The sequence below is a fragment of the Streptomyces canus genome, from assembly GCF_030815415.1.
Classification (GTDB): domain Bacteria; phylum Actinomycetota; class Actinomycetes; order Streptomycetales; family Streptomycetaceae; genus Streptomyces; species Streptomyces canus_F.
Map to the genome: position 1 here is coordinate 8,405,205 of NZ_JAUSWW010000001.1, position 12,523 is coordinate 8,417,727.

Consider the following 12,523-nt stretch of genomic DNA (forward strand, 5'->3'; position numbering starts at 1 on the left):
GCGGGGCCCATCTTTTTAGGGCCGCGTGGCGTTTACGCCGGGTATGCGTGTGTTTGCGTCGCCTTGACCGTGGCCCAGATCTCCGCGCCCGGGTGCAGGTCGAGTTCGGCCGCGGCGACCGTGGTGAGGTCCGCCGCGAGGGGGAGTTCGCCGGTGAGGTCGGCGCGGATCTGGTCGCCGTGGGTCTCCAGGCCGGCCACTTCGCAGCGCCAGAGGTTACGGGCGCTGGAGCCGGTGGGGCGGTCGCGGTAGAGGGTCACGGCGGACGGGGGGAACGCGACGAAGGCCTCTCCCGTGAGGTCCTCGGTGGTGGTGATGTCGGGGCCGGCCTCCAGGTGGACCGTGTGGCCTTCCGACCGGCCCTTGTAGAGGTTCAGGCCTACGAGCTGGGCGATGTAGTCCGTACGGGGGTGGCGGGCGATGTCGGACGGGGTGCCCTCCTGGACGACCTGTCCCTGCTCGATCACGACCAGGCGGTCGGCCAGGACCATCGCGTCCAGGGGGTCGTGGGTGACCAGGACGGCGACCGCCTCGAAGTCGGCCAGGTGGCGGCGGAGTTGGGAGCGGACCTCCAGGCGGGTGCGGGCGTCCAGGGCGGCGAGGGGTTCGTCGAGGAGGAGCAGGCGGGGGCGGGTGGCCAGGGCGCGGGCCAGGGCTACGCGTTGGGCCTGGCCGCCGGAGAGGCTGCGGGGTTTGGCTGTGGCGTGGTCGCTGAGGCCCATGCGGGCCAGCCACTCGGTTGCCTGTCGGCGGGCCTCCGCCTTTGTCGCGCCCTGGCAGCGGGGGCCGAACGCGATGTTGTCCAGGGCTGTGAGGTGGGGGAAGAGGAGGTAGTCCTGGAAGACGACGCCGACGGGGCGGGATTCGGGGGGTGTGCGGTCCAGGTCGGTGCCGTCGAGACGTAGGTGGCCGGCGGTGAGGGGGGTGAGGCCAGCGAGGCCGCGCAGGGCGGTGGTCTTGCCTGCGCCGTTGGGGCCGAGGAGGGCCACCACCTCGCCGGGGGCTGCCGTGAGGGTGATGTCGAGGTGGAAGGTGGGGTGGGTGACGATCAGGTGGGCGTGGAGGCCGGTGGTCGGGTGCGGGTGTGGTGTGGGCATCCGGCCTTCGGCCGGATGTGTTTTTCCGCCCGCACCGCCCGTGCTGCTTTCGTTGTCGGGTGCGGGTGGCCCCTGTGGGGGCTTGGCGCCGTCGGTGTTCGTCATGACGCCGTCATCCAGCGGTCCCGCAAGCCCGCCAGTACCGCGATCGACACCGCCAGGAGCACCAGGCTCAGGGCGATCGCCGCTGCCGGGTCGCTCTGGAGGGCCAGGTAGACCGCAAGGGGCATGGTCTGGGTGCGGCCGGGGAAGTTGCCGGCGAAGGTGATCGTGGCGCCGAACTCGCCCAAGGCCCGGGCCCAGGCGAGGACGGCGCCAGCTGCTATGCCCGGGGCGATCAGGGGGAGGGTCACGCGGCGGAAGGCGGTGAAGCGGGAGGCGCCCAGGGTGGTGGCCGCCTCCTCGTAGCGGGGGTCCGCCGCGCGCAGAGTGCCCTCCACGCTGATGACCAGGAACGGCATCGCCACGAAGGTCTCCGCGACGATGACGCCTGCCGTGGTGAAGGGGAGCGTCACGCCGAACCAGGAGTCCAACCACTGGCCCACGATGCCGTTGCGGCCCAGGGCCATCAGGAGGGCCACGCCGCCCACCACCGGAGGCAGGACCAGGGGCAGGGTGACCAGGGCGCGCACCAGGCCGCGGCCGGGGAACTCGGTGCGGGCCAGGAGCCAGGCCAGGGGGACGCCGATCAGGAGACTGAGGGCGGTCGCGGCCGTGGCGCACACCAGGGACAGGCGTAGCGCCTGCCATACCTCGGCGCTGGTCAGCTGTTCCGGGAGGGTGCTCCAGGGGGCCCGGACCAGCAGGGCGACCAGGGGGAGGATCAGGAACGCCAGGCCCAGCAGGGCCGGGAGGAGGAGGGGCAGCGGTACGCCCTTGAACGGCTGCCGGCCGCGGCCCCGTCGAGGACCGCCCTTGAGGGTGTCCGCGGCGCCGGTCCTGTCGAGGGACGTCACGGCTTGAGGAACCCGGCCGCGGTCAGGACCTTCTGGCCCTCGGCGGACTGGACCAGCTCGATGAACGCCTTCGCCGCGGTGGCGTTGGGGGCGTCCTTGAGCAGGGCGATCGGGTAGTCGTTGATGGCGTCGGCCGACTCGGGGAAGTCCACGCCCTCCACCTTGTCACCCGCGGCCTTCACATCGGTCCTGTAGACCACCGCGGCGTCGGCCTCCTTGAGCTCGACCTTCGTCAGCGCGCTCTTGACGTCCTGCTCGTAGGAGACCGGGGTGAGATCGAGGCTGCCGGCGTCGAGGGCCTTCTGGGCGGCGGCACCGCAGGGCACCTCCGCGTCGCACAGCACGACCTTCAGGCCGGACTCGGTGAGGTCCTTGAGGGAGGAGATGTTGTCCGGGTTGCCCGGCAGGGTGGCGATCTCCAGCTGGTTGCGGACGAAGGTGGCGGGCGTGCCCGTGGCGTCCCCCGCGTCCGTGACGATCTTCATCGTCTTCGGGCTGGCGGCGGCGAACACGTCGGCGCCGGCCCCGTTCGTGATGCTGGCGGCCAGGGTGTCGCTGCCGCCGAAGTTGAAGGTGACCTCGGTGCCGGGATGCGCCTCCTCGAACTCCTTGCCCAGGGTCGTGAAGCTCTCCTTCAGGGAGGCCGCGGCGAAGACGTTCACCGTGCCGGACGGCTTCGCCGACGCGGTGGCCGAGGTGCCGGAGCCCGCGGAGTCGGAGTCGGAGGAGGAGCAGGCGGTCAGGGCCAGCAGCGCGGCGGCTCCGGCACCGGCCAGCCGCAGGGGCCGGCGGGTGCGACGGGTCCGGTGCGCGGGACGGGTCCGGTGCGCGGGACGGGTCATCACGGTCTGCTCCTTCACGTGCTTCGGGCAGGGGCCTGTCGGAGACCCTGCGGCGACGATACTGCCGCATATGCAAGGTGTAAGTCTCCTGTTGCATCGCATGAACCGGCCCTATCGCGGATTAGGGGCGCATGTGCGTTACTACGGGACTGCCCGGGTCTGAGAAGCCTGGTGGGGGCTCAGGTGCGGTCGATGTGTACGTTTGTCGACTTCACGCGGGCCGTGGCCTCCATGCCGACCTCCAGGCCCAGTTCCTCGACGGCCTCGCGGGTCAGCAGGGAGACCAGGCGGTGCGGGCCGGCCTGGATCTCGACCTGGGCGGCGACGTCGCCGAGCTTGATCGCGGTGACGATGCCGGGGAAGGCGTTGCGGGCCGACGTGTACGACGGCTCCTCGTCGCCGGTGTCGCCCCTGGCCAGCTCGACGGAGAACGCGGCCAGGTCCCGGCCGTCGATGAGTCGACGCCCGGCCTCGTCGCGGTGGGTCGTCATCCGGCCCGCGTCCGCCCAGCGGCGCGCGGTGTCGGGGCTCACGCCCAGGAGTCGGGCTGCCTGGCCGATCGTGTACGACTGCATGCGGATCACGATAGGGGCATCAACGAGGAACGGAGGGTGCGGGGTTGAGCGTTGGGTATAACGCGATATAGCTTTAGTTCGGCATCGGGGATCGGAGCGAGGGCATGTCGGGTGAGTTGGCGCGGGGTGGCGGGGACGCACCGGTCGAGCTGAGGGCCTCGCATGCGGACCGGGACCGGGTCGTGGACATGCTGCGTATCGCGGCGGGGGACGGCCGGCTGACCGCTGAGGAGCTGGACGAGCGACTGGAGGCCGCCCTGTCCGCCCGCACTCTGGGGGAGCTGGCCGGGCTGACGGCGGACCTTCCGGCGGACGCGGCCGGCGAGGTCAAGGACGTCGTCCGGATCGAGCAGCAGGGCGGTTCGGCCGTGCGCGGCGACCGGTGGGCGGTACCCCGGCGGCTGGAGGTCGAGTCGTCCTGGGGTGACGTGACGCTCGACTTCACCGACGCGGTGATCACGTACGACACGCTCCATGTCGACCTCGACATGCGGGGCGGGACGCTGCGGCTGGTGACGCGGCCCGGCGTCGTGGTGGAGACCGACTCGCTCGTCGTCGAGTACGCCCAGGTGAAGACGCGTCCTGCCGGTGACTCCGGGGTACCTGTCGTGCTGCGGGTGGAGGTCGGCGGGCGGCTGAGGTACGGCAAGGTCGTGGTCCGGGGGCCGCGGGGGTTCTTCAGGAGATCCCGGACGCCCTGAGCACCGACAGGGCGGTCTCGTAGTCGATCTCCCGGCCGAGGTGGCGTAGGGCGTCCGTGCTCTGGCGCAGAGTGCCGTTTTCGAGCGAGTGGCGTACGCCCGTGTCCAGTTCGTGCCAGAGGAACGGATTGGTGATCAGGACACGGGGGTCGCACTCCAGGCGGTTGCCGTGGGTGTCGCGGAGGATCAGATGCGAGGAGATCCGACCGTAGAGCTGTACCGATACCAGGGCGTCCGTGTGGACCCGGTGGTGGCCGGCGAGGCCCTGTACTTCCAGCCAGCCCGGTCCTGCGGTGATGCGTTGGGGGAACAGGACCGCGAAGACCGTCGTGGACAGGGTGAGCCAGAGCAGGGCTCGGGTGAGGGTCAGGGTGCCCATGTCCCAGTCGACGAACAGGGTCAGGGCGCCGAAGGTGAGGGCGAGGCCTGCCGCCAGCCGGACGGTGCCGCGCCAGTGGCGGTCGTCGGCCGGGGGTGGGGGGTTGCTCCGTCCGCTCGGTCGCATGAGTCGACGGTAGGGCGGGACGGGGGTGAGTGTGCCGCCACTGACGGTGCTCTGACGTCGTTCCGTTGAAGATTGACGCGATTTCTATGGCAGAGCGGGTGCCGGTGTGGTGTGGGCATCCGGTCTCTTCGTACGTCAGCCCGTGTGCACCCTCGGGCGGCGGGCCCTGTCCGGTTCTGCCTCGCGGAGGACCTCTCGGGTGACGGGGGCCACCTCGCCCTGGCCGAAGAGGAAGAAGCGGAGGAAGTTGGCGAAGGGGCTGCCCTCGGTCCATTCGAAATAGATGTGGGGGGTGCAGCCTGTGGTGTCGCGGACGTGGAGCAGCAGCGCGGCCAGGGCGTTGGGGATCGAGGAGGACTCCAGGGTCAGGATGCGATAGCGGTGGTGGAGGACCTCCCCGCGCACCGTCAGGCCCGCCTCGAACTCGGAGGGGTCCAGGACCGTGACCTCCACGAAGACGAAGTCTTCTTGGCCGGGGATGTCGTTGTCCTCGCGGATCTGCTCGATCTTGTCGCGGTACTCGGCTTTGTCGCGCTGGCCGGGCTCGTTGGCGATGAAGCGGATCTTGCGGCTGGCGATGTCTCTGATGAAACGTTCCGCCATGGGGTCGAGCGTCACGCTCGTCACGCGGAGCTCGAAGGCCCGGGCCAGGCGGGAGAGCAGGGAGACCAGGATGATTCCGGCGATGAAGCAGGCGCCGATCTTCACGCCGTCCGGGCGCTCGATGACGTTGACGACCGTCGTGTAGAGGAACACCGCCGAGATGACGGCGAAGCCGATGGTCCAGTTGCGCTGTCCTGCCTTACGGGCGGCGATGGTCACCGCGATCGCGGCGGAGCTGATCAGGACCAGTACGCCGGTGGCGTAGGCGCCGCCCTGGGCGTCCACGTCGGCGTCGAAGATCCAGGTGACCAGGAAGGCGATCAGAGTGAAGACGATGACCATCGGGCGGACGGCCCTGGCCCAGTGCGGGGCCATGCCGTAGCGGGGCAGGTAGCGCGGCATCAGGTTCAGCAGACCGGCCATCGCGGAGGCGCCGGCGAACCAGAGGATGGCGATCGTCGAGACGTCGTAGACCGTGCCGAAGGCGCCCCCCAGGTACTCGTGAGCGAGGAAGGCGAGGGCGCGGCCGTTGGCCTGGCCGCCGGACTCGAACTCCTTCTCCGGGATCAGGAGGGTGGTGATGAAGCTGGTGGCGATCAGGAAGCAGCTCATGATCACGGCGGCGGTGGTGAGCAGCTTCTTCGTGTCGCGAATCCGACCGGCCGGGTTCTGCTCGACCTCGCCGGGGTCGCCCTTGACGTGGGGCATGACGGCGACGCCGGTCTCGAAGCCGGAGAGGCCGAGGGCGAGCTTGGGGAAGACGATCAGGGCCACACCGATCATCACGAAGACATTGCCGTGCTCGTTGGTCAGGGCGGTCGACCAGTCGGTGACCACGTGTCCGGCGGTGATGACGTGCCAGAGGCCGACGAGCACGACGACGACGTTGAGCGCGAGGTAGATGCCGACCAGGACGACCGCGACGCCGATCGCCTCCAGGAAGCCCTTGAGGAACACCGCGCCGAGCAGGGCCACCAGGATGAGGGTGATCAGCAGCTGTTTGTCGTGCAGGGCACTGTTCAGATGCGGGTTCTCGACGAGGTGGGTCGAGGCGTCGGCGGCCGACAGGGTGATGGTGATCAGGAAGTCGGTGGCGGCGAAGCCGAGCAGGGTGAGGACGAAGAGCTTGCCCTTCCAGAAGGTGAGCAGGCGCTCCAGCATCGCGATCGAGCCCTGGCCGTGGGGGCTCTCCTCGGCCACGCGCCGGTACACGGGCAGCGCTCCCGCCAGGGTCACGATCACCAGGACGATGGTCGCGATCGGGGAGAGCAGACCGGCCGCGAGGGCCGCGATGCCGGGCTGGTAGCCGAGGGTCGAGAAGTAGTCGACGCCGGTGAGGCACATGACCCGCCACCACGGCCGGCCCTCCGGCTCCGGCTGGGGCTCCGTGGGCCGGGCCGGCCGGCCGTGGTCGCCCTTGCCCATGTCGGACAGGCCTTCCAGCATCCAGGCGCGCAGCCGACTGGGCGGCGCGTGTTCGGTGGTGGCCATCGGGGCTCCTGTGCGGCTCAGCGTGTGGTTCCGGCCATCACCTGGACGGCCGCATCAGCGTAAGCGGAGAGTGACGCCAGGGCCCACGGATGAGGGGGCTGGGGGCGTCAAGCTTCCGTTAAGACTGGCTTTGGGGATGTCCGTGGCACGGCAAGTGGGGAGCGTAGGGGCCGCTTCGAGGGGATTGTGTGGGAGTGGGGGCTGAGAGGGCGAGGCGTCGGCAGCGGACACTCAGCGTCATGTCGCACGTCCGCGCGCGGGGCGATTCCTGGCGGGACGGCGGCCGCGTCGGCCACCAACGTCGCGTCGGCGTCGGCAACTTCGGAGCGAAGTATCCGCGGACGGAACCCTGAGCGACCTCCGTGTGAAGGAGCAGCCCGTACGTCGGCCCTGACCGCCCGTACGTCGGCCCTGACCGCCCGTACGCCGGCGCTGACCGCCCGTCCGTCGATGCCGATCGTGCCTGGCCGCTCGTATGCCGTGCGGCCCTGGACGGCATCCGCAGCGAGGGCGTTGGCCTGTGGCCCGGGTGTCTTGTCGCCGGCCTCCTGGCCACCTACAGTGCCACTCCGTAACGTTCGCCAGATCATCCGAAAGTTTCGCCACGGGGCGACGCTCGTAGGGACTGACGCACATGCGGACGTACGGCAATCCTGCGATCGGAGGTTCCATCCGGAGCCGAGTGTGTGCCGGGTGGGGGAGGACTGCTGCCTCGTCAACGTCCTCGACCGGAACGGGCGGTTGGTTGGAGTCGCCGGACGACCTGCGTGCCTCGGCCGGTATCGACCCCGACCGCGAGACGTTCCTGCCCCCGGTGGAGTGGGTCGACGGCTGGCCGAGGGTGGAGCCGGCACCCGGCGCCGGTCGCCTCGCCTGCCGTGGAACCACCGCCCGCACGGGACGACTTCTACGCCGACCTGGCCCCGGACCGGATCTCTCCGCGCCGCAGGCCGGGCGGCTCGGGTCGCGGCCCGGCTGGACCCATGAAGCGCATCACTACGACATCGAGGTCGCCGGGGCGAGGCGGCCGTGTTCGCGCTGCGGACGGTGGAGCCGGGGCCGGTCACGCTCACCGTGGAGGTCCGTACGGACTCGCCGGTGTCCCCGACGGGGCAGGAGGAGCCGGGAGTTCGCGCAGGCGACCCCGACGTGGTGGCGCTCGGGATCGACGGCGTACGGCTCGCCGGGCTCGACGGCCGTTGTCCGTCCACGCAGGTCGCCGGTGGCTTCACCGGGCGGGTGGCGGGGACGGCCTTCGACTGGTTCGAGTGTGTGCCCGAGCCGCAGCCGTGGTTCCGGAAAGCGTCGGAACTCTCGGTCCGGGCCGATCGGTGCCAACCGGCCCGGACACCGGGGAAGTCGGCCGCGAATTCACCGCGTACAAGGGGTTGCCACCGTTTGGCCGCTGTCTCTAGGGTGCGGCTTCAACGAACCTTTCTGGATCAACTCCGAAACTTTCGGTCCAGCGGACGGGCGCAGACGCCCCGTCCCGTACCCAAGGAGCACACCATGGGCGACCCGGCACTGTCCCGCCGCGGCTTCCTGGCGGCGTCCGCCGCGGCCGGTCTGGGCATGACCGCACTGAGTGGCTGCGGTGACTCGGATGATGAGGGGTCGTCCGACGGGACGACCACCATCGAATGGTGGAACATCTCCACCACCGAGCCGGCCAAGAGCGTCTGGGCGGCCCTCGCCAAGAAGTTCGAGGCCCAGAACCCCAAGGTCAAGCTGAAGATCGTGCAGTTGGAGAACGACGCCTACAAGTCGAAGATGACGGCACTGATCGCCTCCGGGAAGCTCCCCGACATCTTCCACACCTGGGGCGGCGGCGTCCTCAAGCAGCAGGTCGACGCGGGTCTCGTCGAGGACCTCACCGACCGGACGAAGCCGTGGGCCGACAGTCTGCTGAAGGTGTCGAAGGAGGCCTACCTCCTCGACAACAAGGTGTACGGCATCCCGTTCGACATCGGCATGATCGGCTTCTGGTACAACAAGGCCCTCTTCAAGCAGGCCGGCATCACCGAACCCCCCACCACCTGGGGCGCGTTCCTCGAAGCCGTCAGCAAGCTGAAGTCGAAGAACATCACCCCCATCGCGCTCGCCGGCAAGGAGAAGTGGCCCGGCATGTACTACTGGGCCTACCTCGCGATGCGCACCGCCGGTGCGAGCGCCCTCCAGAAGGCCTATGACGACAAGGACTTCACCGGCCCCGAGTTCATCCAGGCGGGCGCCCACCTCAAGACCCTCGTCGATCTGGAGCCGTTCCAGAAGGGCTACCTCAACGCCGCCTACTCCACCCCGACCGGCCAGGCGGCCACCGTCGGCAACGGCAAGGCGGCCATGGAGCTCATGGGCCAGTGGGCCCCGAACGTGCAGGCCGACTCCGGCAAGGGCCTCGGGAAGGACCTGGGCTTCTTCCCGTTCCCCGCGGTCGAGGGCGGCAAGGGCACCATCACCGAGGTGTTCGGCGGCGGCGGTGGGCACGCCCTGCGCCGGGACGCCCCGCAGGCGGCCGTCGACTTCCTGAAGTTCTTCGCCTCCGAGGCCACCGACCTGGAACTGGTCAAGAAGACCGGCACCCTCCCGGTGGTCCCCGGCGCCGAGAGCGCCATCACCGACCCCAACATCAAGGCCGTACAGACCCAGTTGAACGCCGCCACCGGCTTCCAGCTCTACCTCGACCAGGCGTACGCCCCCGCCGTCGGCCAGGAGGTCAACGACAGCGTGGCCGCGCTCATCGCCGGCTCCAAGTCCCCCGAGCAGGTCGCCCAGTCGATCACGAAGTCCGCGAAGGAAGAGCAGTAGCAGGCGATGACCTCCACGTTCCTCGCAGACAAGCGGAGCGGCCCCGGCGCCGAGCCCCCGCCCCCGGACACCGTCAGGGCCCGGGGGCGGGCCCGGCGGCGCGCCCTCAACTGGCTCACGGCGATGGGCTTCCAGCTGCCCGCCCTGGTCCTCTTCACCGGGCTCGTGCTGCTGCCGATGCTGTTCGCGCTGTACGCCGCCTTCTTCCGCTGGGGCGGCTTCGGGATGCCCGAGGACTACGTCGGCGTCGACAACTTCACCGATCTCTTCGACAACCCGGTCTTCCTGGGCGACCTGTGGCGCTGCCTCGTCCTGGTCGTCCTCACGCTCGCGCTCCAGCTGCCGTTCGCGCTCGCCATGGCGGTCCTGCTCAACCAGCGGCTGCGCGGCCGAGCCGTCTACCGGATGCTGTTCTTCGCGCCCTACGTGCTCTCCGAGGCAATCACCGGCGTGCTCTTCAGCATGGTGTTCGCCCCGGACGACGGACTGGCCGACCATCTCCTCGGCAGCATCGGCCTGGACAGCCTCGGCGGCGAATGGTTCGCCGATCAGTCGTATGTGATGGCGACCCTGTTCATCGTCATGACCTGGAAGTACTTCGGCTTCCACATGATGCTCCTGCTGGCCGGACTCCAGTCCGTCCCCCGGGAGTTGACCGAGGCGGCGCTGATCGACGGTGCGAGTGCCTGGCAGCGCTTCCGCAGCGTCACCCTGCCGCTGCTCGCGCCCACCATCCGCATCAGCGTCTTCCTGGCCGTCATCGGCTCGATCCAGCTCTTCGACCTGGTGTGGGTGATCACTCAGGGCGGCCCCGACCACCACTCCGAGACCATGGCCGTGACCATGTTCCAGTACGGCTTCAAGCGCTACCAGGTCGGCTACGCCAGCGCGATCAGCGTGGTCATGTTCGGGATCTGCCTCGTCTTCGCCCTCGCCTACCAGCGGTTCGTGCTCCGCCGCGACCTCGAAGGGGCCACCACCACGATGAGGGGGGCCGGGAAATGAGCCGCAGGAACGCCCGCACGCTGCCCTTGCACCTCATCCTCGTCGCCGTCGGCGTTGTCATGCTCGTCCCCCTGGTGTACGCCGTCCTGTCCGGCTTCAAGTCCACTGACGAGCTCTCCAGCAACCCCTTCGGACTGCCGAAGCGCTGGCTGGGGAGCAACTACACCGACATCCTCGGCGGAAGCGACTTCTGGAAGCTGCTCGGCAACAGCACCCTGATCGCGGTCGCCACGACCGTGCTCGTCGTCGCGGTGTCCGCGCTCGCGGCCTTCTCCTTCGCCCGGTTCGCCTTCCGGGGCCGGGAGGTGCTGTTCACCTTCTTCACGATGGGGCTGATGTTCCCCTTCGCGGTGGCCGCCCTGCCCCTGTTCCTGCTGCTGCGCTATCTCGGTCTGCTCGACAACCCGCTGGGCGTGATCCTGCCGCAGGCCGCGTTCGGGCTGCCGATGACCATCATCATCCTGCGCGCCTTCTTCCGGGAGATCCCCGGCGAACTGGAGGAGGCGGCCACCCTCGACGGGTGCAGCTCCTTCGGCTTCTTCTGGCGGGTGCTGCTGCCCATGGCCCGGCCCGCACTCGGCACCGTCTCGGTGCTCGCCGTCGTCACCAGCTGGAACAACTTCATGCTCCCGCTGCTGGTGTTCACCGACAACACCTGGTGGACGCTGCCCATCGGCGTCCAGCAGTTCCAGGGCCAGTACTCCGCGGAGTACGCCCGCGTCTTCGCCTATCTCGTCCTCGCGATGGTTCCCGCCCTCGCCTTCTACTCGGTCGCCGAGCGCCAGCTCGTCGGAGGCCTCACCGCCGGAGCTACGAAGGGATGACCAGCGCCGGCGGCTTGTACGGCTCGCCCCCACACCCGCACGTGAGGAGTCGCACCATGCACAAGAACCGTCTCAGACTCGTCGGCGCCCTCGCCGTCGCCCTGATGGCCGCCGGGGTCGGTACCGGTGTGCCCGCCCAGGCGCACGACAAGCCGACCACGCTCGCCGACCTCGCCCAGCGGCACGGCCGCTACTACGGCAGCGCCACCGACAACCCCGAACTCGTCGACGAGCCCTACAAGGCGATCCTCGGCAGCGAGTTCGACATGATCACCCCCGGCAACGGCCAGAAGTGGTACGCCACCGAACCCCAGCAGGGTGTCTTCGACTTCTCCAAGGGCGACGAGATCGTGAACCTCGCTCGCGCCAACCACCAGCGAGTACGCGGCCACACCCTGGTCTGGCACAGCCAGCTGCCCGACTGGCTGACCAGCCGCGAGTGGACGGCGACCGAGCTGCGGGCCGTGCTGAAGAAGCACATCCAGACCGAGGTACGGCACTACCGCGGCAAGATCTACGCCTGGGACGTCGTCAACGAGGCCTTCAACGAGGACGGCACCTACCGCGAGACGATCTTCTACAAAACACTCGGCCCCGGCTACATCGCCGACGCGCTGCGCTGGGCCCACCAGGCCGACCCGAAGGCCAAGCTCTACCTCAACGACTACAACGTGGAGGCGGTCGGCCCCAAGAGCGACGCCTACTACAAGCTGGCCAAGGAGCTGAAGGCACAGGGCGTCCCGCTGCACGGCTTCGGCCTCCAGGCGCACCTCGCGCTCCAGTACGGCTATCCGACCACCCTCGAGGACAATCTGCGGCGCTTCGCCAGGCTCGGCCTGGACACCGCGCTCACCGAGGTCGACATCCGGATGATCCTGCCCGCGGACGAGACCAAGCTGGCCACACAGGCCCAGTGGTACCGGGACCTGACCGAGGCCTGCCTCGCGGTGCGCCGCTGCGTCGGCATCACGCTCTGGGACTACACCGACAAATACTCCTGGATCCCGGCCTTCTTCGAGGGCCAGGGCGCGGCGCTGCCGTGGGACGAGCAACTGCAGCCCAAGCCCGCCTACTTCGCCATCAAGGAGGCGCTCAAGAAGTAGCGGTACGGCGATGAGA

11 protein-coding genes are annotated in these 12,523 nt (G+C 69.4%); 5 read left to right on the forward strand and 6 right to left on the reverse strand.

Features of this window, described 5'->3' with window-relative positions; translation table 11 throughout:
• Positions 1-32: 32 nt before the first annotated feature.
• The 4 genes from QF037_RS38880 to QF037_RS38895 form a co-directional block, all read right to left on the reverse strand.
• On the reverse strand, positions 33-1,097 hold the full coding sequence (locus QF037_RS38880; protein ID WP_307037588.1) for an ABC transporter ATP-binding protein: 1,065 nt from the start codon (positions 1,095-1,097) through the stop codon (positions 33-35).
• 101 nt (positions 1,098-1,198) lie between these two features.
• Entirely contained in the window at positions 1,199-2,053 is an 855-nt protein-coding gene (locus QF037_RS38885; protein WP_307033485.1) for an ABC transporter permease, read from the reverse strand.
• Complete coding sequence (gene modA / locus QF037_RS38890; RefSeq protein ID WP_307033487.1) at positions 2,050-2,895, reverse strand: molybdate ABC transporter substrate-binding protein; 846 nt, start codon at positions 2,893-2,895, stop codon at positions 2,050-2,052. The genes QF037_RS38885 and modA overlap by 4 nt, the downstream gene beginning before the upstream one ends.
• A 179-nt stretch (positions 2,896-3,074) precedes the next feature.
• Positions 3,075-3,470: a TOBE domain-containing protein gene (locus QF037_RS38895; protein ID WP_307033489.1), complete on the reverse strand. Its 396-nt coding sequence runs from the start codon at positions 3,468-3,470 to the stop codon at positions 3,075-3,077.
• A gap of 104 nt (positions 3,471-3,574) precedes the next feature.
• Between QF037_RS38895 and QF037_RS38900 the strand changes: the two genes are divergently transcribed.
• Entirely contained in the window at positions 3,575-4,171 is a 597-nt protein-coding gene (locus QF037_RS38900) for a DUF1707 SHOCT-like domain-containing protein (protein ID WP_307033491.1), read from the forward strand.
• On the opposite strand, the gene QF037_RS38905 is transcribed toward QF037_RS38900, so the two are convergent.
• Complete coding sequence (locus QF037_RS38905) at positions 4,149-4,676, reverse strand: hypothetical protein (RefSeq protein WP_307033493.1); 528 nt, start codon at positions 4,674-4,676, stop codon at positions 4,149-4,151. The genes QF037_RS38900 and QF037_RS38905 overlap by 23 nt on opposite strands.
• A gap of 135 nt (positions 4,677-4,811) precedes the next feature.
• Positions 4,812-6,770, reverse strand: coding sequence for an amino acid transporter (locus QF037_RS38910; RefSeq protein ID WP_307033495.1), 1,959 nt, complete (start codon positions 6,768-6,770; stop codon positions 4,812-4,814).
• 1,509 nt (positions 6,771-8,279) lie between these two features.
• On the opposite strand from QF037_RS38910, the gene QF037_RS38915 reads away from it, so the two are divergent.
• From QF037_RS38915 to QF037_RS38930, 4 genes are read left to right on the forward strand one after another with little or no spacing between them, the layout of a single operon-like run.
• Positions 8,280-9,575 carry an extracellular solute-binding protein gene (locus QF037_RS38915; RefSeq protein WP_307033497.1) on the forward strand — a complete coding sequence of 432 codons (1,296 nt, stop codon included), beginning with the start codon at positions 8,280-8,282 and terminating at the stop codon, positions 9,573-9,575.
• Positions 9,576-9,581: 6 nt separating this feature from the next.
• Entirely contained in the window at positions 9,582-10,580 is a 999-nt protein-coding gene (locus tag QF037_RS38920) for a carbohydrate ABC transporter permease (RefSeq protein WP_307033499.1), read from the forward strand.
• Positions 10,577-11,404 (forward strand): carbohydrate ABC transporter permease, encoded by an 828-nt coding sequence (locus QF037_RS38925; RefSeq protein WP_307033501.1) that lies wholly within the window; start codon positions 10,577-10,579, stop codon positions 11,402-11,404. Before QF037_RS38920 ends, QF037_RS38925 begins: the two co-directional genes overlap by 4 nt.
• A 56-nt stretch (positions 11,405-11,460) precedes the next feature.
• The gene (locus QF037_RS38930) at positions 11,461-12,507 is read left to right on the forward strand and encodes an endo-1,4-beta-xylanase (RefSeq protein ID WP_307033503.1); all 1,047 of its coding nucleotides are present in this window, start codon (positions 11,461-11,463) and stop codon (positions 12,505-12,507) included.
• Positions 12,508-12,523: the final 16 nt, after the last annotated feature.

Bases quoted from the DNA above. Each gene is read 5' to 3' on its own strand.
- QF037_RS38900 (WP_307033491.1), top strand. From the start codon at position 3,575: ATGTCGGGTGAGTTGGCGCGGGGTGGCGGGGACGCACCGGTCGAGCTG.
- QF037_RS38910 (WP_307033495.1), bottom strand. From the start codon at position 6,770: ATGGCCACCACCGAACACGCGCCGCCCAGTCGGCTGCGCGCCTGGATG.
- QF037_RS38925 (WP_307033501.1), top strand. From the start codon at position 10,577: ATGAGCCGCAGGAACGCCCGCACGCTGCCCTTGCACCTCATCCTCGTC.
- QF037_RS38915 (WP_307033497.1), top strand. From the start codon at position 8,280: ATGGGCGACCCGGCACTGTCCCGCCGCGGCTTCCTGGCGGCGTCCGCC.
- QF037_RS38895 (WP_307033489.1), bottom strand. From the start codon at position 3,470: ATGCAGTCGTACACGATCGGCCAGGCAGCCCGACTCCTGGGCGTGAGC.
- QF037_RS38920 (WP_307033499.1), top strand. From the start codon at position 9,582: ATGACCTCCACGTTCCTCGCAGACAAGCGGAGCGGCCCCGGCGCCGAG.
- QF037_RS38930 (WP_307033503.1), top strand. From the start codon at position 11,461: ATGCACAAGAACCGTCTCAGACTCGTCGGCGCCCTCGCCGTCGCCCTG.
- modA (WP_307033487.1), bottom strand. From the start codon at position 2,895: ATGACCCGTCCCGCGCACCGGACCCGTCCCGCGCACCGGACCCGTCGC.
- QF037_RS38880 (WP_307037588.1), bottom strand. From the start codon at position 1,097: ATGCCCACACCACACCCGCACCCGACCACCGGCCTCCACGCCCACCTG.
- QF037_RS38905 (WP_307033493.1), bottom strand. From the start codon at position 4,676: ATGCGACCGAGCGGACGGAGCAACCCCCCACCCCCGGCCGACGACCGC.